Raw genomic sequence first — 23,348 nt, 5'->3', positions numbered from 1 at the left:
CTCCACGGATCAGCTGTTCGAGATGGCGATCAGCTGCTTCAGCCGTGCGGCAGCAGCGCCGCTGTCGAGCGAGTTCTTACCGATCGCAACGCCTTCCTGAAGCGTCTTGGCGCGGCCTGCAACGACCAACGCCGCGGCCGCATTCAACACTGCGACATCGCGATAGGGGCTCGGCAGGCCATCCAGCACGCTCTGCAGCGCCACCGCATTCGCCGCGGCATCGCCACCTCTGAGGCCGTCGCTGCCGCACAGGCCGAGCCCGGCCTGCTCCGGCGAGACTTCGAAGGTTCGGATGTGGCCGTTCTCCAATGCGGCGACGAAGGTCGGGCCGGTCAGAGTGATTTCGTCGAGCCCGTCGGAGCCGTGGACGACCCAGGCGGCTTCCGAGCCGAGATTCTTCAGCACCTGGGCCAGTGGCTCGACCCATTGCCTGGAGAAGACGCCGACCATCTGGCGCTTGACGCCAGCGGGGTTCGACAGCGGCCCGAGCAGGTTGAAGATGGTGCGGGTGGCGAGCTCGACGCGGGTCGGGCCGACGTTCTTCATCGCCGGATGGTGAGCGGGCGCGAACATGAAGCCGATGCCGGCCTCGCGCACGCAACGTCCGACCTGATCGGGCTTGAGATCGATCTTGACGCCGAGCGCAGCGAGCACGTCGGCGGCCCCCGAGCGCGACGACAACGCGCGATTGCCGTGCTTGGCGACCGGGACGCCGGCGCCGGCCACGATGAAGGAGGCGCAGGTCGAGACATTGACCGAGCCGGAGCCGTCACCGCCGGTGCCGACGATATCGACCGCGCTGGCCGGTGCGTCGACACGCAGCATCTTGGCGCGCATCACGCTGACGGCGCCAGTGATCTCTTCCACAGTCTCGCCGCGGACGCGCAGCGCCATCAGCAGCGCGCCCATCTGCGACGGTGTGGCCTCGCCCGACATCATTCTGTCGAAGGCGGACGCAGCCTCCTCGCGGGACAGCGGCGCGCCTGTCGCCACCTTGCCAATGATCGACTTGAGATCGTCCAGCACGCGCTTACCCCCAGCGATCGATCATTGATTGCTGCCGCCGCCGACCACCTGGGCCACGGCAGCTTCGTTGATCGTGGTCCCGATGTCCTTTTCGAGCTTCAGGACATACGACGTGCCCTGCTCGTCGGCCAGCGCGCGTTGCAGTTGGTCCTTCAGCTTCTTCACGTCTTCGGAAGCGAGGTCGACCTTGGGATCGACGATGTCGGTCACGCGGAAGACGATCCACTGCTTGCCGCCATCGGCCTCGGTCTGGCCGACGCCGTCCTTGGCCGTGCGGAATGCTGCGGTGATGGCTCCTGTCGGGACGCCCGGCAGGCTCGCATCGCGCTTGAACGCGGTCGCGTTCTCCAGCTTCACGCCGAGCGCAGTCGCCTCGTCCGCGAGCTTGCCGCCCTCGTTGAGCTTCTTGACGAGTTCGGTGGCCTTGGCGCGCAGCTTGGCTGCGACCTCATCGTCGCGCCATTTGGCGGCGACCTGGTCCTTGACCTCGTCGAGCGTGCGATCGCGCGGCGGGGTGATGCCGAGCACCTCAAACCACACATAGCCGCCGCGGAACGAGATCGGCTCGTTGTCGACGCCGACATCGCTGTTGAAGGCCTGGGAGACGACGTCGAGGCCAAGCGGAATGTTCGGGACAGGCTGGCCGTTGGGCTGCTTGCCGGACCGATCCACCGCTTCGATCGTCACCGCATTGAGGCCGAGCTTCTTGGCTGCCTCGGCGACGCTTGCTCCGCCGCCGCGCTCGTCCTCCATCTTGTCACGGAGATTGGCGACCTGCGCCTTGGCGCGGTCGGCGGCGATCTCCTTCTTGATGTCGGCGGCGACGCTCTCATAGGCAGGCTCCTGGCCCGGCTGGATCGCGCTCACCTTCACCAGCGCGACGTTGAACGCGCCCTTGACCGGCTGGCTGACCTCGCCGGTCGGCAGCGAGAAGGCGGTATCGGCCACGGCGGGATCGAGGATCGCCGACTTCGTCACCAGACCGAGATCGAGGTCGGAGGGATTGAGGTTACGCTCCTTGGCGAGTTCGTCGAACGTGACCTCACCGGCGGCGATCCGAGCGCGCGCGGCCTGGGCTTCCTCCATGCTCGGGAACGTCATCTGCTGGACCTGGCGCTTCTCCGGCGTTCCCATCAGCGCCTTGCGCTGGTCGAACACCTTCCGCGCATCCTCGTCGGACACGTCGGTCGACTTGCCGATCTCTTCGGGTGTCACCAGGACGAAAGAGAGCTTGCGATACTCGGGCGCCTTGAACTGTGCCTTGTGCTCGTCGAAGTAGGACGCGAGGACCTCGGGCGAGGGCGCCTCGATGGTGCCAGCCTGCGCCGCGTCCAGCTTGATGTAGTCGATCGAGCGCTGCTCGTTCTGGAAGCGGCTGAGGGCATCGAGCATGATGGTGGACGGCTCGAGTCCGGCCGCGATCGTCCCGGTGATCTGCCGCCGCAACGACTGCCGGCGCTGGTCGGCCAGGTAGCGCTGCTCGGTGAAGCCGAAATTGCGGATGATGGCCTGGAAGCGCTGCGGGTCAAAGGCGCCGTTCGGGCCCTTGAAGTTGGGATCGCTGAGGATCACCCGCATCGTTTCGGCATCGGACTGGCCGAGACCGAGCCGGCGGGCCTGCTCGTCGAGCGCAGCTTCCGCGATCGTCTGCTGCAGCACGGAGCGGTCGAGCCCGAACATCCGGGCCTGGTCCTGGGTCAGCGGGCGCCCGATCTGGCGGCCGATCTGCTGCAGGCGGTCGGTATAGATCTGGCGGAACTCGTTGATCGAGATCTCGGTGCGTCCCACGGTTGCAGCCGTGGATTGACCGAAGCCGCGGAAGATGTCGGCGATGCCCCAGATGCCGAAGCTGACGATCAAAACGCCCATGACCACCGCCATGATGGTCTTGCCGAGCCAGTTTGATGAGGCCTTGCGTAATCCTCGAAGCATGGGTCCAATCTGTCTGCAGGAAAAAAGGATGAGACGGACGCGCCTTGAAGCAGATTCTGCAAGAGGCCGTCACCGCGTTGAAACGGCTTATAAAGAGGCAGCCCGCCGGTCGCAACCTCGGCCCTGAGGCGGATTGAAGCGGTGGGAAGCCTGTGCCCGCTCTGGTACTCCCGGCCGGGCTCTGCTAGCCGATCTTAGTCCCAATGCTTGCTGGAATCCCGCCATGACTGACCGCATCCGCCCCCTGATCGCCGGCAATTGGAAAATGAACGGCCTGAAGGCGTCGACCGCCGAGTTCGACGCGATGCTGGCTGGCGCGGCCGAGGTCACAGCCAAGGCCGACCTGCTGGTCTGTCCGCCGGCCACCCTGGTGGCTGCCTTTGCCGACAAGGCGCGCGGCAACACGGCGGTCGCCATCGGCGCGCAGGATTGCCACGCCAAGGCATCGGGCGCCCATACCGGCGATCTCTCGGCCGAGATGTTGGCCGACGCCGGCGCGAGCGCCGTCATCGTCGGCCATTCCGAGCGCCGGGCCGACCACGGCGAAAGCGATATCGCGGTGCATCAGAAGACCGAGGCGGTGTGGCGCGCCGGGTTGGTGGCGATCGTCTGCGTCGGCGAGACCCAGCAGCAGCGCGATGCCGGGCAGACGCTCGACATTCTGCGCGGCCAGCTGAACCTCAGCCTGCCGCAGGGCTCGCGGGCCGACAATCTGGTCGTCGCCTATGAGCCGGTCTGGGCGATCGGCACCGGGCTGACGCCGACGGCTAGGGATATCGAGCAAATTCATGCCTTTATCCGGCAATTGCTGATCGACCGCTTCAAGGACGAGGGGGCGCGGATGCGGATCCTTTATGGCGGTTCGGTGAAGCCCTCCAATGCGGCCGAGCTGATGGCGGTTGCCAACGTGAATGGCGCGCTGGTCGGCGGCGCCAGCCTGAAGGCTGCTGATTTTCTCGCAATTGCGAAGGGCTGCTGAGAGAGCCGTCTGACAAAACGCCTCAACCGGCAGCGATCCGCTTCCAATAGATCATTGTCCCGGTGAGGCCGCCATGCGGCTTCAGCGCATAGTCGGGGATGATTCCGCTGAGCTGGAATCCGAGGCTCTCATAGAGAGCAGAGGCGCCGCCGTCGGTCGCCGTGTCGAGCACGAGCATCGTTCGTCCGTGCTGCAGAGCCTGGCGCTCGGCCGCCTGCAGCAGCGCGGTGGCGATGCCGCGCTTGCGGTGACTGACGCGGGTCATCATCTTGGCGATCTCGGCCCGATGCGGCTGGTTCGGCGGCAGCTTCAGCTGCAGCGTGACCGTCCCAACCACATCGTCTTCGTCGAGAGCGCCAAGAACGATTCGCTCGCCGCGCGCGGACGCGGCCAGCGAATCCCGCCAGAACGAATCTGCGTCCTCAAGGCTGAGAGGGTGCATGAAGCTGACCGACCCGCCATTGGCGACCGTCTCGATCAGCGTTGCGCTCAGGGCGGTCCGGACCGCTGGCGTGTCGGTGAGCGCTGCAATTCGAATCGCGGACATTCTCAACTCCGGGCAAGCGCCACCACATAGGTGCAGGGCGCGTCGGTCTCATTGGCGAAGGTGGTATCGATCGGCGGGCCGAAGCCGAGGCAGTCGCCGGGGCCGAGCTCATGGCGTTCGGCGCCTTCGATGATGGTGAGTCGTCCGCTTTGCACCCAGAGCAGCTGGCGGATGTGGATGTAGGACGAGGCGGGCAGGGTCACGCTGCGCCCGGCCGGCATCTCCACCGACACAAGCTCGACCGGATGGTCCGGACGCAGGAACACCTGCCGCCTGACATAGCCGGTGTCGGGGTCGCGCCAGACCGGCTGCTCGCTGGCTCTGGACACGCGCTCCGGCTGGGCTTCCGCGCGGAGCATCAGGCCGGCCAGCGTGAGCTCGAAGGCGCTGGCCAGCTTGACCAGGACCACCGCCGTCGGGCTTACTTCCGCGCGCTCGATCTTGCTGATCGTGGCCTTCGAGACACCCGAGCGCTCGGCAAGGTCGGCCAGCGACCAGCCCCGGCCGTCCCGCTCCAGCTGGAGGCGTCGGGCGAGCCGCTGGCTGAAACCGTCTATTATATGATCCATATGTCTCTTTTAATGGAAGTACGGCTCGCGTGCAAGAGGGAGCGGCGCGGCGGGCGTCGGTGCTTGTGCGAAGCGTGCTTGCGATTATCTGCGGGGTGGCGTTGCCCGATTTGATCGTGTAACACCGCGCAAATTTCCGAATAGCCCGCGAAGCTCTCGCGATCCCGGCCCCCGGTCGGGGCCAGCGAGGGCTTGTGACGGAAGGTCACCATGCAGACTGTCTTGATCGTCATCCACCTCATGATCGTCGCCGTCCTGATCGGCGCGGTGCTGTTGCAGAAGTCCGAAGGCGGAGGCCTCGGCATGGGCGGAGGCGCCGGCTTCATGTCGAGCCGCGGCACGGCGAACCTGCTGACGCGCACGACGGCGATCCTGGCGGTCGGCTTCTTCATCACCAGCCTGCTGCTGACCTGGCTCGCCGGCCTCGACCGCAAGCCCACTTCGATTCTCGGCACCGTGCCCGGCCAGACGCAGTCCGGTGGTGCGACGCCGGTGGCGCCGGGCTCTGGCGGTGTGCTCGACCAGTTGAAGAAGGCCGACGAGCAGCAGGCGCCTGCGGCGCCGGGCGCGCCGTCCGCCCCGCAGTCGCAATAACGCGGGGAAGCCATGCAGGAACGCAATTGGCGTCCTGCATCAGGAAGCGGCCTCAAGTCTCTGAGGCCATTCACATTTTGACGTAACCCACAGGCCCGCGACAACGTTGCGGGCCGACCACGATTCGTTTTGGCGAATCGCACCAGCGGCATTAAAGGTAGGGTCCCATGGCGCGGTACATCTTCATCACCGGCGGCGTGGTTTCCTCGCTCGGAAAGGGTCTGGCTTCAGCCGCGTTAGGCGCGCTGCTGCAGGCCCGTGGCTACAAGGTCCGGCTTCGCAAGCTCGACCCCTATCTCAACCTCGATCCAGGCACGATGTCGCCGTATCAGCACGGCGAAGTATTCGTGACGGACGACGGCGCCGAGACCGATCTCGATCTCGGCCATTACGAACGCTTCACGGGGCGGCCCGCGACCAAGGCCGACAACATCACCACGGGGCGGATCTACCAGGACATCCTGACCAAGGAGCGCCGCGGCGATTATCTCGGCGCGACCATCCAGGTGGTCCCGCACGTCACCAACGCGATCAAGGATTTCGTGCTGTCGGGCAACGACGAGTACGATTTCGTCCTGGTCGAGATCGGCGGCACCGTCGGCGACATCGAGGGCCTGCCGTTCTTCGAGGCGATCCGCCAGCTCAAGAACGAGCTGCCGCGCGACCACGCGATCTACATCCACCTCACGCTGCTGCCGTACATCCCGAGCGCCGGCGAGCTGAAGACCAAGCCGACGCAGCATTCGGTGAAGGAGCTGCGCTCGATCGGCATCCAGCCGGACATCCTGCTGTGCCGCACCGATCGCGAGATCCCGAAGGAGGAGCGGCGCAAGCTCGGCCTGTTCTGCAACGTGCGCGAAAGCGCCGTGATCGAGGCGCGCGACGTCGACAACATCTACGCCGTGCCGGAGGCCTATCACGCCGCCGGTCTCGACGGAGAAGTGCTGGCCGCATTCGGAATCGAGCCGCGGGTGCCGCCCGCGCTGGCCAGCTGGCACACGATCAACGAGCGCGTCCGCAATCCGGAAGGCGACGTGACGATTGCGATCGTCGGCAAGTACACCGGCATGAAGGACGCCTACAAGTCGCTGATCGAGGCGCTGTCGCATGGCGGCATCGCCAACAAGGTCCGCGTCAAGCTCGACTGGATCGAGAGCGAGGTGTTCGAGAACGAGGACCCCGCGCCGTTCCTGGAGCACGTCAACGGCATCCTGGTGCCCGGCGGCTTCGGCCAGCGCGGCGCCGAGGGCAAGATCCGCGCGGCGCAGTTCGCCAGGGAGCGCGACGTGCCGTATTTCGGCATCTGCTTCGGCATGCAGATGGCCGTGATCGAGGCCGCGCGCAATCTCGTTGGAATCACCGAGGCCAACTCCACCGAGTTCGGTCCGACGAAGGAGCCGCTGGTCGGCCTGATGACCGAGTGGCTGCGCGGCAACGAACTGGAGAAGCGCTCCAAGAGCGGCGATCTCGGCGGCACGATGCGGCTCGGCGCGTATCCCGCGGCGCTCAAGCGCGGCAGCCGCGTGTCCGAGGTGTATGGCGGCGCGACGGAGATCTCCGAGCGGCATCGCCATCGCTACGAGGTCAACACGGCCTACAAGGACCGCCTCGAGCAGCATGGCTTGAAGTTCTCCGGCCTGTCGCCCGACGGCGTGCTGCCGGAGATCGTGGAGTACGAGGACCACCCGTGGTTCATCGGTGTCCAATTCCACCCTGAGCTGAAGTCGCGCCCGTTCGAGCCGCATCCGCTGTTCGCGTCGTTCATCCAGGCCGCGATGGTGCAGTCGCGGCTGGTGTAGCAGGCTTGCCTCGGCAAGTGCCGTCATTGCGAGCGTAGCGAAGCAATCCAGAGTCGCGGGCGGGACTCTGGATTGCTTCGTTGCTTGCGCTCCTCGCAATGACGGTTGCGGCGCGTCACGTGGCCTTTGACGGCAGCAGTGATTGTTGCGACAACGCTCCCTGTTCACGCGAAGCAAGAACAGATCAGGGAGGATCACATGATCTACGAGAGCCGCATCTATCGCTGCATTCCGGGCCGGCTGCCGGCGCTGCTGAAGCGCTTCGAAAACACGACGCTGAAGCTGTGGGAGAAGCACGGTATCCGCCCCGTCGGCTTCTTCACCACCCTGATCGGCGAATCCAACCAGGACCTGACCTACTTCCTCGCCTGGGCGTCGCTTGCCGAACGCGAGACCAAATGGACGGCGTTCATGACCAATCCGGATTGGATCGCGGCGCGCGCCAAGAGCGAGGAGGACGGCCAGATCGTCGCCAACATCACCAGCCAGTTCCTGGTGCCGACGGCGTTCTCGGCCCTCAAATGAAGCGGAGCGCAGGGAGGCGGGGATGATTCTCCCCGCAACCCTGATATTCGCGGGTTTCTGCCGGGTTGATCCGGGGGGCGGGATTGGCCATGGTCGCGCGCTCACAAAGAGGATGATGCCGTGAACGCTCCGATCTCTGCCGCGCCGGTCGTGACTGCCGGCTCCGTCCGCTTTGGCAATCAGCTGCCGCTCGCGGTGATCGCAGGTCCCTGTCAGCTCGAGAGCCGCGGGCACGCGCTGGAGGTCGCCTCGGCGCTGAAGGAGATCGCGACGCGGCTCGGCATCGGCCTCGTCTACAAGACCTCGTTCGACAAGGCCAACCGCACCAGCGGCTCGGCCGCGCGCGGGCTGGGGCTCGCGCAGTCGCTGCCGATCTTCGCCGAGATCCGCGCCTCGCTCGGCCTGCCCGTGCTGACCGATGTCCACGACGCCGGCCAATGCGCCGATGTGGCTCAGGCGGTCGACATCCTGCAGATCCCGGCCTTCCTGTGCCGGCAGACCGACCTGCTGCTTGCGGCGGCTGCGACCGGCAAGGTCGTCAACGTCAAGAAGGGCCAGTTCCTGGCCCCGTGGGACATGGCCAATGTGGTCGCCAAGATCACCGGCGCCGGCAATCCAAACGTGCTGGCGACCGAGCGCGGCGTCTCGTTCGGCTACAACACGCTGGTGTCCGACATGCGCGCGCTGCCGATCATGGCGAAGATGACCGGCGCGCCGGTCATCTTCGATGCGACGCATTCGGTGCAGCAGCCGGGCGGGCAGGGCACCTCGTCGGGCGGCCAGCGCGAATTCGTGCCGGTGCTCGCACGCGCTGCGGTCGCGGTCGGCGTGGCCGGCGTGTTCATCGAGACTCATCCCGATCCGGATCATGCGCCCTCCGACGGACCGAACATGGTGCCGCTCGCACAGTTCGAGGCCCTCTTGAGGACGCTGATGGATTTCGACCGGCTGGCCAAGGCGCAGACGGCAGACGCCATCAGCTGATGCACCAGCCCGTCGCCAAGCCTTCCGACAACAAGCCCGCCAACAAGTTTCCGCCGGCGGTCAACATCATCGCGCTGGCGGGCTTCTCGGCGGCGCTGTCGACGCGGGCGCTCGATCCGGTGCTGCCGCATGTCGCCGAGGATTTTTCGATCAGCATCGCCACGGCGGCCGGCATCGCCGCCGGCTATGCGTTGATCTACGCGCTGATCCAGCCGGCGATTGGCGCTGCCGCCGATCTGTTCGGCAAGGCGCGGTTGATGACCTTGTGCCTGGCGCTGCTCGGTGTCGCCAGCATCCTCGGCGCGCTCGCGACCTCGTTTCCGCTGCTGTTCGCCACGCGCATCCTGGCCGGCATCGCCTCCGGCGGCGTGTTTCCGGTGGCGCTCGGGCTGACCGCCGATCTCGTCGCGCCCGACAAGCGCCAGGTCGCCATCGGCCGCACGCTGGCGGGCTCCATGGCCGGCAATCTGCTCGGCGCCACGGCGTCCGGCATCATCGGCGATTTCATCGGCTGGCGCGGCGTGCTCGCGATCCTCGGCGCGCTCGGTCTGATCGCCTCGCTGGCGGTGGCGGCCGGCTTCCGCGGCGCGAAGGTGACGCATGTCGCGACCACGGATCTCGCCGCGCTGAAGAAGGGCTACCGCACCATCTTCACCAATCCGAATGCGCGCTTCTGCTTCCCGGCGGTGTTCGTCGAAGGCTGCTGCGTGTTCGGGCTGTTTCCGTTCATCGCCGCGTTCCTGTTCGACCTCGGCGAGACCTCGCTGTCGATCGCCGGCATCGTCATCGCGGGCTTTGCGGTCGGCGGCCTGTTCTACACCTTCACGGTGTCGAGCTTCCTGCCGCGGCTCGGCGTGAAGGGCATGATGATCGTGGGCGCCGCCCTGGTGGCCCTGCAGCTTGCCGCGCTTGCTTTCGGCCCCGGCTGGAAGCTGCAATTCGCCTGCATGCTGATGATGGGCTGGGGCTTCTACATGATCCATGGCTGCCTGCAGGTGTTCGCCAGCGAGCTGTCGATCGGCGCGCGCGCCACCGCGATGTCGCTGCACTCGTTCTTCTTCTTCCTCGGCCAGACGGTCGGCCCGATCGCCTATGGCTTCGGCGTCGTCCATGGCGGCAAGCAGCCGACGCTGCTCATCGCCGCCGCCCTGATGGTCGCCCTCGGCTTCGCCTGCGCCGCACTGTTGCGGCAGAGGCCGCCGGCGGATGCGACGACGATGTGACGGTCTAAGCCGCGAGTGCGGGCCTTCTTCGTTCGAAGACTTAGTGACATTGCTCCAAGAGCAGCTGCTAATTTGTTGCTCCGTCATGCCCGGGCTTGACCCGGGCATCCACGTATTCCTCAGCGTGCCGAACGACGTGGATGGCCGGGACAATCCCGGCCATGACGACGTGGAGGCAGGCGAGCGCAAAATGCCCATTGTCGACTGCGATAGCCTCAGGCAAGAGCGAGGAGGCCGTTTCTTCCCCTCGATGCTGAACACGCACGGCTGAGACATTTGGCTTCAGCTCATCATTCGCGCGGGACGCACCGCCGCCGTCTCGCGACGCCTCTGCGTCCGAGCTTTGCCTTTGGACATGCCCTCCTTCCGAGAAGAGGGCACGGGGAATGCCGGGAGCTGGCCGCCCCCATGGCCCGCCTGCGGAAAAATGCAGGCGGCAGGAACCACAGGTTCAGCCGAGACTTCCCGGCATTCCCCGCGCGATGGTTGGGCGGCTTATACGTACTCTCCCCGGGGACCGGCTGTCTTGCCCCCGTGACCGGCGGATCATCACCGCCAGCGTGACCTCAGCGTCGGGAGGCCAGGACCATACGATTTCGCCGGCGCATCAGGCTCGTTCGTCCGCATGACTGACCACGCTGCGACCCCGACAGACCCACCGCATCCCGCCTCAACGTCCGTGACGACCGCGAAGCGTCCCTCTGATCGAGACGGGACGGCAACAGTCAATCATGAATTCCGATAAAGCGAAAGAAGAATTTTCTTGCGCGAGATATGGTCGCAGTGATCGGCTTGTAAACGCGGCAGTAATCGACTTCCGGGAGCAACGGTTACTGACCGTCCGGAATGAGACCATCGAGCGGGGCGCGTGCCCGTCGGGCGACTCAGTCGCCATCGAGCGCGGCCGGAAGATCGAGCGTGTCCTGGGGTGCGACATCCGATTCATTGAGCGGGTCGAGGTCGAAAGTGATGAGGTCGTTCGCAAGCTATTTCGTCTGTGTTGTCCTGTTTTGGACCGCGGCGATCGTGAAGGCGCCAGCCGATGGCTTGATCACCTACTTCTCGGAAGAGATCCCTCAAGAGATACCGAAACCCAAGGTCCCGTCATCAGAGGATAACGTCGTGTTGGCCAAGGTGCGGGTGCTGAACCCGCCTACAGATATCCGCAATGTTGACCAATCCGGACGTCCTTCGAGCAACGTTCCCCGCGAGCCCTGTGCAGTTTGGTTGAGGGTGCTTGAGGTTATCCGAGGCAAGCGACCAGAGCTGGCGAGCATCTACGTGACGTTCGGAAGCGATCTAAGCTACGCTGAAGGTCCCACCACCCCCGCGTCAGCTCGTGAAAGACTATTTCGTAGCGATGTACGAAGACAAGTCCGGGTTTCATCTTATCGGTGTTCCCATCGAAGCCGCCAAGTATACCGAGTGGCAGCAAGAAATTGGTATGTTCGAGCGAGAGCGAGTCAAGTCGCTTTTGAAATAGCGGGTTTTTTTGGACTCTATCGGAAGAAGAAGCTGTCGTGAAATTGAGTTGCAGGAAACGAGATATGAGAACCGACTGATGATTTCGTTCGACGAAGCGCGAAAGCTGGCATCTAGCCGAATTGCGGAGCTCGAGAACGTGGCTGAATGCGAGTTGGTGGTTCTCGAAGAGAAAACGAAGGATGTGGAGCGAGGATGGCTCTTCTTTTATGATTCAAAGCTGCATCAGGAGACGGGAGAATTTCGTTATGCTCTCGCCGGAAATGGTCCAATATTTATAGATCGCAACGGGACTCTTCGACATTTGCCGACCTACATATCGTGGCAGGAAGGACTGAAGCTGGTTCTCGCAGAAATGAGAGATGATCATTGATCGCCACTCTGGAAGCGAGCAGGATTACGTTGACACAGGTGCACCTAACCTTGTCGCCGGGTGTCCCATCGCTCGGATCGAAATTGTGTAAACTGCCACCGTATTCCGGGATTATCGCGTCTCACTTGAGGGGGGCAGTCCAGTACTGTCACCGTGATCCACCAGTCTCACCCGCTTCACTTCATCGTTGTGAGTCAAGGCGACACACCAGCTTATCCCGTCATCGAAGATGCAGACGTCAAAATCTTGCCAAGGCTCCCGAGCTTTCAGAAACTGAAGCACAACCGGCGCGGGGGTGCGAATCATGGTTTCGTAGTTCTCCATATAGACGATCACAGTTTGAGCTCCAGAGAACCAACTTTCTTGAAGTTCATCAGCACGGCCCGTTGGCTCAATTCTGCAAGCAATTGGAATTGCGTCCGAGCGGTCCGAAAAGAAATAACCCTCAAGACGCGCCAGAAGACGTGCACGTATTTGCTTCGCTTCCGTGTCGGGCACCAACGGCCCCAGATGACTGAAGTCCATCCTAGAAGCCCCCATTGATAGGATCGAAGTGGATGTGCCCTCCGGCACCGGCTCCATTGCCCCCTGACCAATCCCACCACTTGATGTGCGGTAACTCGACCTGCCGCCCAGGCGCAATGCCGCTTCCATCCACAGGGTGAACTTCTGCCCCGACCTGGTCTTCGAGGATGACGGTGACAGTGCTGGACACTCAAGTTCGCTAACCCAATGGCGCTTCGGCTATCGAGTGCAAGCACCGTATGGCAGCTTCAGATCGCGTGGACGTCGATTGCAATCGGGCGAGGCAAAGGTGTTCGGCCCGTGCAGCTAACGGTAGAGGCGACTAGCGGAGGCAATATCAGCTTGCGTTTATGGTTTGTTCTCGCTAATGTCATCGGGCAGAGGGAGAACGGCAGTGAAGCAGGCGGGGCGTTGGTTGCTGGTTGTCGCGATGGTGGCGGGGAGTTTCCATCAGGCGCTGGCGCAGCCGCCGGCCAAGTCCGAAGGTCCGCGAACCGCCGCCAGCGCGCCAGCCAAGATCCTGCTCAGCTCGCACCGGGGTGATGCGACCATTCTGACCCTCTCCGATCCGGACAGCGACAAAGCGGAGGTCTCGTTCCGGATCGAGCTCGACGACGCGATCGAGAGGTGCCTGCGCGAGCCGCCGCCTGACGACATCAATCCGGCGGAAGTGGCGCGGTGCGCCAAGCAGGTCATGGACCTCAATGACGGCAAGCCGTCCAAGCGGCGGGCGATGTGCTCGAAAAACACTGTCTACACGGAGTTCGGCAACTACTCGCTGGTCGGCACCGGCGAGCCCCAGTCGAATGGCGAAGGCAACAAGAAGTCGATCCGCACCGACTGGAAGGATCATCGCAACGACAAGATCGTCGGCAATTGCAGCGCCTGCAGGACGCCCGAGATCATCAATACGTTCGAGGTGCTTTGTCCGGCGGCCTACAAGGCTAAATTTGACGGCTTTGCCGCCTATTGAGGCGCGGCCGAGCGATCGATCGCTCAGCCGCGGCCGCGATATGGCGCCACGCCTTGCTCCGGCACCCACAGGCCCTTCGGCAGCTTGCCGGTCTGCCAGAACACGTCGATCGGGATGCCGCCGCGGGGGTACCAGTAGCCGCCGATGCGCAGCCATTTGGGCTTGATCTCTGAAGCCAGGCGCTTGCCGATGGCGACCGTGCAGTCCTCGTGGAAGGCGCCGTGGTTGCGGAAGCTCGCGAGGTACAGCTTGAGTGACTTGGATTCCACCAGCCAGGGGCCGGGGGCGTAATCGATCACGAGATGGGCGAAGTCCGGCTGGCCCGTCACCGGGCACAGCGAAGTGAACTCCGGCACGGTGAAGCGGGCCAGGTAATCGGTGTCCTTCTGCGGGTTGGGAACGCGGTCGAGCCTGGCGGCCTTCGGGCTGTCGGGGGGCGCGACCTCGCGGCCCAGCTGAAGGCCGGCCGATGTCAGGGATGGGTTGGATTTTTTCGCCATGTGTCGTGTCACCTGCCGCGGAGGCGCCCGTTTAGCCAATCGAAGCGCCCGCGTCATCCGGTTCGTGATTTCCGCCTCAGGTGGCCTTTTCGCCCCCGTGACCTTGCGGTAGAAGCGGCGCAGCAAAGCCCACCTGGAAACGTCTCACGAGGACCCCCATGACCGCCATCGTCGACATCATCGGCCGCGAAATCCTGGACAGCCGCGGCAATCCCACGGTCGAGGTCGACGTCGTGTTGGAGGACGGCTCGGTCGGCCGCGCCGCGGTTCCGTCGGGTGCCTCCACCGGCGCCCATGAGGCGGTCGAGCTGCGCGACGGCGACAAGCATCGCTATCTCGGCAAGGGCGTCCAGAAGGCGGTCGAAGCGGTCAATGACGAGATCTATGAGGCGCTGGCCGACATGTCGGTGCAGGACCAGGTCCAGATCGACCAGATCCTGATCGAGCTCGACGGCACCGAGAACAAGAGCCGGATCGGCGCCAACGCCATCCTCGGTGTCTCGCTCGCCTGCGCCAAGGCGGCGGCGATCTCCTATGACATGCCGCTGTATCGTTACGTCGGCGGCACCTCGGCGCGCACTCTGCCGGTGCCGATGATGAACATCGTCAATGGCGGCGTCCACGCCGACAACCCGATCGACTTCCAGGAATTCATGATCATGCCGGTGGGCGCGCCGACGTTTGCGGAGGCGCTGCGCTGCGGCTCGGAGATCTTCCACACGCTGAAGGGCGAGCTGAAGAAGGCCGGGCACAACACCAATGTCGGCGACGAGGGCGGCTTCGCGCCGAACCTGCCGTCGGCGGATGCCGCGCTCGACTTCGTCATGGCCGCGATCGGCAAGGCCGGCTACACCGCGGGCGAGGACGTGATGCTGGCGCTGGACTGCGCCGCGACCGAGTTCTTCAAGGACGGCAAGTACGTCTATGAGGGCGAGAACAAGAGCCGCTCGCGCTCGGAGCAGGCGAAGTATCTCGCCGACCTCGTCGCGCGTTATCCGATCTGCTCGATCGAGGACGGCATGTCCGAGGACGACATGGACGGCTGGAAGGAGCTGACCGACCTGATCGGCGCCAAGTGCCAGCTGGTCGGCGACGACCTGTTCGTCACCAATGTGAATCGTCTCGAGGACGGCATCCGCAACGGCCGCGCCAATTCGATCCTGATCAAGGTCAACCAGATCGGCACGCTGACCGAGACCTTGGCCGCGGTCGAGATGGCCTACAAGGCCGGCTACACCGCCGTGATGTCGCACCGCTCCGGCGAGACCGAGGATTCGACCATCGCCGACCTCGCGGTCGCCACCAATTGCGGGCAGATCAAGACCGGCTCGCTGGCCCGCGCCGACCGCACCGCCAAGTACAACCAGCTGCTGCGCATCGAGCAGGAGCTGGACGCGCAGGCCAAATATGCCGGCCGCGCGGCGCTGAAAGCGCTGGCCTGATCGCGCGCTGACGACAACACAACAGGGGAAGCACAGATGAGTGGCGAGACCGGCCTGCAACTGCGGACATTGATCAAGCGCAGCGGTGAGCTCGAACTGTCGCTCGTCGACGTGCCGACCCCTGAGCCGGGGCCCGACGAGGTGGTGGTCCGCATCGAGGCGGCGCCGATCAATCCGTCGGATCTCGGCCTGCTCGTCGGCGCGGCCGACCTCTCGACCGTCAAGGCGTTGGGCACGAAGGATCGTCCCGTGATCACCGCGACCGTGCCCGAAGCGGGCATGCGGGCGATGGCGGCCCGGGCCGACGAGTCGCTGCCGATCGGCAATGAGGGCGCCGGTGTCGTGGTCAAGACCGGATCGTCGGAGGCCGCCAAGGCGCTGATGGGCCGCACGGTGGCTGCGATCGGCGGCGCGATGTACAGCCAGTATCGCTGCCTGAAGGTCTCCGAGTGCCTGCCGCTGCCGGCCGGCACGACGCCGGAGGAGGGCGCATCCTGCTTCGTCAATCCGCTGACCTCGCTCGGCATGACTGAGACGATGAAGCGCGAGGGCCATACAGCGCTGGTGCATACCGCGGCGGCGTCCAACCTCGGGCAGATGCTGAACAAGATCTGCCTCAAGGACGGCATTGCGCTGGTCAACATCGTGCGCAGCGCCGACCAGGCGGCACTGCTGCGCGGCATCGGCGCGAAGTACGTGGTGGATTCGACCTCGCCGGCCTTCATGGAGGAGCTGACCGCGGCGCTGGTCGAGACCGGCGCGACCATCGCCTTCGACGCGATCGGCGGCGGCAAGCTCGCCGGCCAGATCCTCAACGCGATGGAAGCGGCGATCAACAAGTCGGGCAAGCATCCCTACAGCCGCTACGGCTCGGCCGTGCACAAGCAGGTCTACATCTACGGCAGCCTCGATGTCAGACCGACCGAGATCACGCGCGCCTTCGGCATGACCTGGAGCGTCGGCGGCTGGCTGCTGTTTCCGTTCCTGATGAAGATCGGCAAGGCGGATTCCGAGCGGCTGCGCCAGCGGGTCGTCGACGAGCTCAAGACCACCTTTGCCAGCCACTATACCAAGTCGGTCTCGCTGACCGAGGCGCTCGATCCGGCCAACCTCGCGGCGTACGCCAAACGGGCGACTGGCGAAAAATTCCTTATCGCCCCGCACAAATAGAAGTGACCTAACGCCGCTCCCCGGACGTTGCGGACAGGCTTGCGTTTGGCCTGCGGCCGACGACAATCCGCGCCGTTTTGGTTCGGGGGCGGTGTCTGCCGCGTGAAGCTCTGAGGAGAGATTTTATCATGACCCAATTGGATCGCCGTCGATTCCTGGCCGGTGCGGCCGTGGCCGGCGCTGCCAGCGCCCTGTCGCCGCTCGCCGGCAGCGGCGCCCGCGCGGCCGTGGCGCCCGCCGGCGCCCAGGCGCCCGGATTCTACCGCTACAAGGTCGGCGACTACGAGTGCACCTCGATCAACGACGGCGCGCGCACCTTCCCGATGCCCGACAAGTTCGTGGTCAACACCGCGAAGGACGAGGCGCTCGCGGCGGCGGAGGGCTCCTACATGCCGAAGGGCATGATCACGATCCCGTTCAATCCGCAGCTGATCAACACCGGCTCCAAGCTGGTCCTGATCGACACCGGCAACGGCGTCGGCGCTTTCGAGGCCAGCAAGGGGGCGGTCGGCCGCACCTTGCAGAACCTCGCGGCTGCGGGCGTCGATCCCAAGAGCATCGACGTCGTCGTGCTCTCCCACATGCATGGCGACCACATCAACGGCCTCAAGCTGGCCGACGGCTCGCTGGCGTTTCCGAATGCCGAGATCAAGGTGCCGTCGGTGGAGTGGGCGTTCTGGAATAGCGACGAGAACGCCGCCAAGGCGCAGTCCGAGCTGATGAAGGGCAACTTCGCCAACTTCAAGAAGGTGTTCGGCGGCCTGGAAAACAAGGTCACGCAGTACGAGTGGGACAAGGAGGTCGCGTCCGGCATCACCGCGCTCTCGACCCCCGGCCACACCCCCGGCCATACCTCGTTCGCGGTCGCCTCGGGCAACGCCAAGGTGTTGATCCAGTCGGACGTCACCAACATCCCCGAGCTGTTCCTGCGCAATCCGGATTGGCACGTGATGTTCGACACCGACGCGGCGCAGGCCCAGGAGACGCGGCACAAGTTCTACGACATGGCCGCAACCGAGAAGGCCAAGGTGATCGGCTTCCACTTCTCGTTCCCCTCGGTCGGCTATGTCGAGAAGGACGGCGCCAAGTACCGGCTGATCCCGGCGCCGTGGAATCCGGTGCTCTGATCAGCGAGAGCGATCATGCAACAGGCCGCCTCCGGGCGGCCTGTTCTTTTTTGCATATGCGAATCTCGGGCTTTCCGTAGCCGTCGTGAACGCCTATGTCGGACGCTTCGCAGTCCGCAGGGTCTCGCATGTCGTCAGAACCATCTCCCTCCACCGCTGATCTCTCCAACTGGCGCACCGCGCCGTTCAGCCGTTGGGCGTTTCACAACATCCGCTCGATCTTGCCGGTCGCGGATATCGCGAGCGCGCCGGGCAGTGCCTGGCCGCTGCCGGCGAGCCCTGTTTCCTTCGAGGATTTCCGCCTCAAGCTGCCGAAAGGCGGCACGCTCGATCTCGAAGGCTTCCTGAAGGCCACGGCCACCGACGGGCTGCTGATCCTGCATGACGGCCGCATCGTGTTCGAGACCTACGACGGCGGCACCGACCGCGACACGCCGCACATCCTGATGTCCGCGACCAAGTCGATCACCGGCCTGATGCTCGGCATCCTCGCCGAGCGCGGCGAGATCGATATCGACGCCGAGGTCACGCGCTACGTGCCGGAGGTCGAAGGCACCGCCTATCGCGGCGCCACGATCCGTCAGCTCACCGACATGCGCGCCGGCATCGTGTTCGACGCCGTGGGCCTGCAGGCCTATGCCGACGCCGCCGGCTGGGAGCCGGTGGCACCAGGCGCGACGCCGAACCTGCACGACTTCTTCGCGACGATGCGCGCGCAGGCGAAGCCGCATGGCGGCGCGTTCACCTACGTCTCGTCGAACACCGATCTCCTGGGCTGGGCGATCGAGCGCGCGACCGGCCGCAGCTTCGCGAGCCTGGTCGGCACCTTGCTGTGGCAGCCGATGGGGGCCAGCGGCGAGGCGTTCATCACCGTCGATCGCAAGGGCGCGCCGCGCTGCACCGGCGGCTTTTGCGCAACCTTGCGCGACGTCGCCCGGCTCGGCCAGCTCGTGCTGTCGGGCGGCCGGCGCGGCTCGCACGCGATCATCCCGCAAGGCTGGCTCGATGACATCAGGCAGAACGGCGACGTCGAGGCTTGGCGCAACGGCCAATGGCGCGACAACTTTGCCGCCATCAGCCGCAACATGCACTATCGCAGCGGCTGGTATGTGACCAACGATCAGCCGCAGCTGATGTTCGCGATGGGCATTCACGGCCAGAACCTGTTCGTCGATGCCGCCAACTCGATCGTGATCGCGAAGCTCTCGAGCTGGGCGCAGCCGGTCGACGGCCAGGCGATCTGGCTGACGCATCAGGCGGTGGCGGAATTCGCTCGCGTGCTGCGTGAGCAGGGGGCCGGCTAGCGGCGATCGCAGCGCGTGCAGTTGAGCCAAGCATCGCGAAAGGGTTGATGCCGATCAAGGCGTCCCGGCTTTGCCGGGGGCAGCGTCCCCTCCAGGATCCCGACCTGGGAGGAGATCATGCGCGCATACCTTCTCGCCGCCGCGATCATGATTCTGACGCTGGCTGGCTCGTCGCCGGCCCGGGCCGGATGCTGGCCGAGCGAGAGCTATCCGCTGGTCTGCTGGCTCGACACCAAGGGCTGGGGATGCGTCGCGCACCATGCGCTCACCGGCGTCAAGGCGGTCTACTATCCGCAGCCCCGCTACTCGCTCTACGAGCTCGAGGCGACGCATTGGTGGACCTCCGGTTCGACCACGGCCTGTCCGCCGACCAAGACGACGAAGTTCACCGGCACGTGGGACCGCGAAACCGGCCTTGCCGAGGAAACGGCGACGACCACCGGCGGAACGTTGTCCCGCCACGTCACCTGCAGCCATAATCCCTGGACCGGGCAGGGCCCGTCCGACGTGCCGATCTGCGCCTCCGCCGCCAACGATCCCAATGCGGGGACGCCGGCCTCGCCGAGCCTGCTGTCACCGAGCCAGAAGGTCGATCTGCTGCACGTTCAGGAGCCGCTGCATACAAGCTGTCAATTGCTCTCGCCCGCGGAGATCGGTTGGCACGCGGTGAAGGTCAACTCCGTCGTCCAGGTCGTCGTCGCGCATCACGAGTTTCAGAAGATCGAATGGCATCTGTGGTACGCGCCATCCGACGGCCTCGGTCTCTGGCAGGAGGTGGCGCCGCCGAAGCCGAAGTTCATCATGATGTGGGCGGCCACCAAATATTCCGAACGCCGGATCGCGACGTCCACCCGCAAATTCTGGCTGAACAAGGCCGGCCGATGGAAGGTCGTCGCCGTGCCCAAGCCGATGTCGCCGCAGGCCCAGGCGATCCCGACGACCGTGACCAACGAGTGCTACGGCGTCTTCTTCAACACTGAGTGAAGATGGGAGTGACCGGCGCCCTTGATCGCCGGCGGCGCGTTCGGAAACATTGCGTTTCCTGGCGGTTGGTGTTCATGCACTTGCATGAAACTGCGTGGGGCGCTTAAGGTCCGCCCACGATTTCAATGCAGAAGGATGCCTCCATGCCCGCCCCATATTCGATCGTCGCCCTCGTCGGCAGTCTCCGCAAGGAGAGCTTCACGCTCAAGATCGCCAAGGCGATGGCCAAGCTGGCGCCGGCCAGCCTCAAGATCGAGGTGGTCACGCTCGAGGGCCTGTCGTTCTTCAACCAGGATGTCGAAGCCAATCCGCCGGCCGAGTGGCTCGCGTTGCGCGACAAGCTGAAGGCCTCGAACGGGGTGCTGATCCTGACGCCGGAATACAACCGCTCGATCCCCGGCGTACTGAAGAACGCGATCGACATCGCCTCGCGGCCCTATGGCCAGAGCTCGTTCCTCGGCAAGCCGGTCGGCCTGATCTCCAACTCGCCGGGGCCGCTCGGCGGCGTCGCGGCCGCGAAGCATCTGCAGAACATCATGCCGGGCATCTCGGGTCCGATCATGGGCCAGCCGGAGATCTACCTGAACGGCGTCGGCGACGCCTTCGACGGCAATGGCGAGCTGACCAAGGACTCGCTGAAGACGGTGCTGCAGCAATATCTCGACGCGTTCGCCGCCTTCGTGGCCAAGCAGAACGGCTGACGGCGCCGGCCTTCCAAGGCGACCGCGGGCGCGGTCGCCTTGCGCATGGCGGCTATGATCAGGGCAGGGCGTCGACGCGCCTTGTTGACGCGCCTTGCCCGATCCGTTTTCAAGGCGTCGGTCACCTGCGCAACGAAGCGCGATCCGAGGACACGCCATGGCCCATTCCTTCACGCCCGCCAGCTCGTCGAAGCCGGGAGCGAACCAGCCGAAGCTCGATACCGACGCGGTCTGGCAGGCGCGGGTCGATCTCGCCGCCTGCTTCCGGATGGCGGCGCGGCACGGGCTGGAAGAAGGCATCTGCAATCACTTCTCGGCGCTGGTGCCCGGCTATGACGACCTCTTCATCGTCAATCCCCATGGCTACGCCTTCCGTGAGCTGACGGCCTCGAAGCTCCTGGTGTGCGATTTCGACGGCAACGTCGTCACCGGTGACGGCCAGCCCGAAGCGACCGCCTTCTACATCCACGCGCGCATCCACAAGGCGCTGCCGCGGGCCAAGGTCGCCTTCCACACTCACATGCCCTATGCCACCGCGCTGTCGATGACCGAGGGACCGCCGCTGATCTTCGCCGGCCAGACCGCGCTGAAATTCTACGGCCGCACCGCCGTCGACGAAAACTACAACGGCCTGGCGCTCGACAACCGCGAGGGCGACCGCATCGCCGGCGCGATCGGCGACGCCGACATCGTCTTCATGAAGCACCACGGCGTGATGGTGCTGGCGCCGACCATCGCCGAGGCGTGGGACGATCTGTATTACCTGGAGCGCGCCTGCGAGGTGCAGTGCCTGGCGCTGTCGACCGGGCGCAAGGTGGTGCCGGTCGCGCCCGAGATCGCCGCGGCGGCCTACCGCCAGATGCGCGAGGGCGATGCGGAATCGGCCCGGCTGCATCTCGAGGCGGTCAAGCGGACGCTCGATGCGGAGGAGCCGGCCTACCGGACGTGAGCGCGGCAACGGGTTGGGCGGACGCGCAGGGTTAGCGTTTCCTTAACCGGGGCGCAGCATTCTCCCGGCCATGGTCTCCCGCGCACGCCTGAAATCCTTCCTCACCGGGCTCGCCCTCTACACGATGGCGGCGGCCATCATCGGCTATTTCGGCATCAATGCCTACACCGGCCGCTACGGCCTGAACGCGCGGCAGGAGCTCGACCAGGAGATCGTCTCGCTCACCTCCGAGCTGGTGCGGCTGAAGCAGGAGCGCGCCGAGGGCGAGAAGCGGGTGTCGCTGCTGCGCTCCGACCGGGTCGATCCCGACATGCTCGATGAGCGCGCACGATTTCAGCTCGGCTATGCCAACCCGCACGACCTGATCCGGATCAACCGCCCTTAGTGACGCCGAGGCGATCCGCCGCGGGCGCGATGATCGCTGCCACATCGACGCCAGCAGCATCAGGATTTCAAAATCGCTGCCCTGCGCATTCGAATATTTCGCCTTCGTTGCACTGCGGCAAAAGCAAAGTGAATGGTGGTTCACGCGGTCCTTTTACGTGCCATGGAGTTGAGCTAGAGAAAGCTACTTTTTCTCTCATCCGGAATTGCCATGGCCGCACCCAAGAAAACCGCCGCAAAGGAACAAGGGCAGGACAGAGACAACGGCCCGCCGCCGGAATTCACCAGAGACCAGGAATTGGCTGCGCTGCGTGACATGCTGCTGATCCGCCGCTTTGAGGAGAAGGCGGGTCAGCTTTATGGCATGGGTGCGATCGGCGGTTTCTGCCATCTCTACATCGGCCAGGAGGCCGTGGTCGTCGGCATGCAGATGGCGCTGAAGCAGGGCGACCAGGTCATCACCGGCTATCGCGATCACGGCCACATGCTCGCAACCGGCATGGACGCCAAGGGCGTCATGGCCGAGCTCACGGGGCGCCGCGGCGGCTACTCCAAGGGCAAGGGCGGCTCCATGCACATGTTCAGCATGGAGAAAAACTTCTTCGGCGGCCACGGCATCGTCGGCGCTCAGGTGTCGCTCGGCACCGGCCTCGCGCTCGCCAACCGCTATCGTGGCAACGACTCGGTCAGCGTCGCTTATTTCGGCGACGGCGCGGCCAACCAGGGCCAGGTCTATGAGAGCTTCAACATGGCGGAGCTCTGGAAGCTGCCGGTGATCTACGTCATCGAGAACAACCGCTATGCGATGGGCACTGCGGTGTCGCGCGCCTCGGCGCAGACCGACTTCTCCAAGCGCGGCATCTCCTTCAACATCCCGGGCGAGCAGGTCGACGGCATGGACGTCCGCGCCGTGAAGGCGGCGGGCGAGAAGGCGGTCGCGTGGTGCCGCGAGGGCAAGGGCCCCTACATTCTGGAAATGCAGACCTACCGCTATCGCGGCCACTCGATGTCGGACCCGGCCAAGTACCGCACCCGTGAGGAGGTCGAGAAGGTCCGTCACGACCAGGATCCGATCGAGCAGGTGCGCAACCGCCTGCTGGCGGCGAAGGTCAGCGAGCAGGATCTCAAGGCGATCGATGCCGACGTGCGCAAGATCGTCAACGAGGCCGCCGATTTCGCGCAGGCCGATCCCGAGCCGGATGCCGCCGAGCTCTACACCGACGTCTATCGCTAATCGCGCGCGCAAGCTGATTGCT

At 65.0% G+C, this 23,348-nt stretch carries 23 protein-coding genes; 17 read left to right on the top strand and 6 right to left on the bottom strand.

Annotation, left to right across the window (positions count from 1 at the left end; genetic code table 11):
- Positions 1-9 precede the first annotated feature (9 nt).
- Complete coding sequence (gene trpD / locus NLR35_RS02850; protein WP_257165231.1) at positions 10-1,023, bottom strand: anthranilate phosphoribosyltransferase; 1,014 nt, start codon at positions 1,021-1,023, stop codon at positions 10-12.
- Between the two features lie 24 nt (positions 1,024-1,047).
- A complete protein-coding gene (locus NLR35_RS02845; RefSeq protein ID WP_257165031.1) occupies positions 1,048-2,958 on the bottom strand; it encodes a peptidylprolyl isomerase in 1,911 nt (636 codons plus the stop codon).
- 223 nt (positions 2,959-3,181) lie between these two features.
- Here NLR35_RS02845 and tpiA point away from each other — a divergent pair, with 223 nt between their 5' ends.
- A complete protein-coding gene (gene tpiA / locus NLR35_RS02840; protein WP_257165030.1) occupies positions 3,182-3,937 on the top strand; it encodes a triose-phosphate isomerase in 756 nt (251 codons plus the stop codon).
- Positions 3,938-3,959: 22 nt separating this feature from the next.
- On the opposite strand, the gene NLR35_RS02835 is transcribed toward tpiA, so the two are convergent.
- Positions 3,960-4,484, bottom strand: coding sequence for a GNAT family N-acetyltransferase (locus NLR35_RS02835; protein WP_257165029.1), 525 nt, complete (start codon positions 4,482-4,484; stop codon positions 3,960-3,962).
- A 2-nt stretch (positions 4,485-4,486) separates the two neighbouring features.
- A complete protein-coding gene (locus NLR35_RS02830; RefSeq protein ID WP_257165028.1) occupies positions 4,487-5,053 on the bottom strand; it encodes an XRE family transcriptional regulator in 567 nt (188 codons plus the stop codon).
- 210 nt (positions 5,054-5,263) lie between these two features.
- Here NLR35_RS02830 and secG point away from each other — a divergent pair, with 210 nt between their 5' ends.
- The 6 genes from secG (at position 5,264) to NLR35_RS02800 (ending at position 12,033) form a co-directional block, all read left to right on the top strand.
- Positions 5,264-5,647 carry a preprotein translocase subunit SecG gene (gene secG / locus NLR35_RS02825; protein WP_257165027.1) on the top strand — a complete coding sequence of 128 codons (384 nt, stop codon included), beginning with the start codon at positions 5,264-5,266 and terminating at the stop codon, positions 5,645-5,647.
- A 167-nt stretch (positions 5,648-5,814) separates the two neighbouring features.
- A complete protein-coding gene (locus NLR35_RS02820) occupies positions 5,815-7,446 on the top strand; it encodes a CTP synthase (protein ID WP_257165026.1) in 1,632 nt (543 codons plus the stop codon).
- Positions 7,447-7,644: 198 nt separating this feature from the next.
- Positions 7,645-7,971 carry an NIPSNAP family protein gene (locus NLR35_RS02815; protein WP_257165025.1) on the top strand — a complete coding sequence of 109 codons (327 nt, stop codon included), beginning with the start codon at positions 7,645-7,647 and terminating at the stop codon, positions 7,969-7,971.
- 120 nt (positions 7,972-8,091) lie between these two features.
- Entirely contained in the window at positions 8,092-8,955 is an 864-nt protein-coding gene (gene kdsA / locus NLR35_RS02810) for a 3-deoxy-8-phosphooctulonate synthase (RefSeq protein WP_257165024.1), read from the top strand.
- The gene (locus tag NLR35_RS02805) at positions 8,955-10,178 is read left to right on the top strand and encodes an MFS transporter (RefSeq protein WP_257165023.1); all 1,224 of its coding nucleotides are present in this window, start codon (positions 8,955-8,957) and stop codon (positions 10,176-10,178) included. Before kdsA ends, NLR35_RS02805 begins: the two co-directional genes overlap by 1 nt.
- 1,561 nt (positions 10,179-11,739) lie before the next feature.
- Entirely contained in the window at positions 11,740-12,033 is a 294-nt protein-coding gene (locus tag NLR35_RS02800) for a YrhB family protein (protein ID WP_257165022.1), read from the top strand.
- A 111-nt stretch (positions 12,034-12,144) separates the two neighbouring features.
- Here the strand turns inward: NLR35_RS02800 and NLR35_RS02795 are convergent, their stop codons facing one another.
- Positions 12,145-12,687, bottom strand: coding sequence for a hypothetical protein (locus NLR35_RS02795; protein ID WP_257165021.1), 543 nt, complete (start codon positions 12,685-12,687; stop codon positions 12,145-12,147).
- A 265-nt stretch (positions 12,688-12,952) separates the two neighbouring features.
- On the opposite strand from NLR35_RS02795, the gene NLR35_RS02790 reads away from it, so the two are divergent.
- The gene (locus NLR35_RS02790; RefSeq protein ID WP_257165020.1) at positions 12,953-13,531 is read left to right on the top strand and encodes a hypothetical protein; all 579 of its coding nucleotides are present in this window, start codon (positions 12,953-12,955) and stop codon (positions 13,529-13,531) included.
- Between the two features lie 23 nt (positions 13,532-13,554).
- Here the strand turns inward: NLR35_RS02790 and queF are convergent, their stop codons facing one another.
- A complete protein-coding gene (gene queF / locus NLR35_RS02785; RefSeq protein ID WP_257165019.1) occupies positions 13,555-14,031 on the bottom strand; it encodes a preQ(1) synthase in 477 nt (158 codons plus the stop codon).
- 158 nt (positions 14,032-14,189) lie between these two features.
- On the opposite strand from queF, the gene eno reads away from it, so the two are divergent.
- From eno to pdhA, 9 genes are all read left to right on the top strand, one after another.
- A complete protein-coding gene (eno, locus tag NLR35_RS02780) occupies positions 14,190-15,473 on the top strand; it encodes a phosphopyruvate hydratase (RefSeq protein WP_257165018.1) in 1,284 nt (427 codons plus the stop codon).
- A gap of 36 nt (positions 15,474-15,509) precedes the next feature.
- A complete protein-coding gene (locus tag NLR35_RS02775; RefSeq protein WP_257165017.1) occupies positions 15,510-16,643 on the top strand; it encodes a zinc-binding dehydrogenase in 1,134 nt (377 codons plus the stop codon).
- Positions 16,644-16,771: 128 nt separating this feature from the next.
- Positions 16,772-17,770: an MBL fold metallo-hydrolase gene (locus tag NLR35_RS02770; RefSeq protein ID WP_257165016.1), complete on the top strand. Its 999-nt coding sequence runs from the start codon at positions 16,772-16,774 to the stop codon at positions 17,768-17,770.
- Positions 17,771-17,898: 128 nt separating this feature from the next.
- Entirely contained in the window at positions 17,899-19,074 is a 1,176-nt protein-coding gene (locus tag NLR35_RS02765) for a serine hydrolase (protein WP_257165015.1), read from the top strand.
- A gap of 117 nt (positions 19,075-19,191) precedes the next feature.
- A complete protein-coding gene (locus NLR35_RS02760; RefSeq protein ID WP_257165014.1) occupies positions 19,192-20,058 on the top strand; it encodes a hypothetical protein in 867 nt (288 codons plus the stop codon).
- Positions 20,059-20,201: 143 nt separating this feature from the next.
- Entirely contained in the window at positions 20,202-20,759 is a 558-nt protein-coding gene (locus NLR35_RS02755) for an NADPH-dependent FMN reductase (protein WP_257165013.1), read from the top strand.
- Positions 20,760-20,916: 157 nt separating this feature from the next.
- A complete protein-coding gene (locus NLR35_RS02750; RefSeq protein WP_257165012.1) occupies positions 20,917-21,708 on the top strand; it encodes an aldolase in 792 nt (263 codons plus the stop codon).
- A 70-nt stretch (positions 21,709-21,778) separates the two neighbouring features.
- Positions 21,779-22,093 carry a septum formation initiator family protein gene (locus tag NLR35_RS02745; RefSeq protein WP_008964913.1) on the top strand — a complete coding sequence of 105 codons (315 nt, stop codon included), beginning with the start codon at positions 21,779-21,781 and terminating at the stop codon, positions 22,091-22,093.
- Positions 22,094-22,303: 210 nt separating this feature from the next.
- Entirely contained in the window at positions 22,304-23,326 is a 1,023-nt protein-coding gene (gene pdhA / locus NLR35_RS02740) for a pyruvate dehydrogenase (acetyl-transferring) E1 component subunit alpha (protein ID WP_257165011.1), read from the top strand.
- Positions 23,327-23,348 lie beyond the last annotated feature (22 nt).

The sequence above is a fragment of the Bradyrhizobium sp. SRS-191 genome (genome assembly GCF_024586915.1).
Lineage (GTDB): Bacteria > Pseudomonadota > Alphaproteobacteria > Rhizobiales > Xanthobacteraceae > Bradyrhizobium.
The sequence above is the reverse complement of the archived record's forward strand: the minus strand, read 5'-3'. Positions and strand labels throughout refer to the sequence as shown.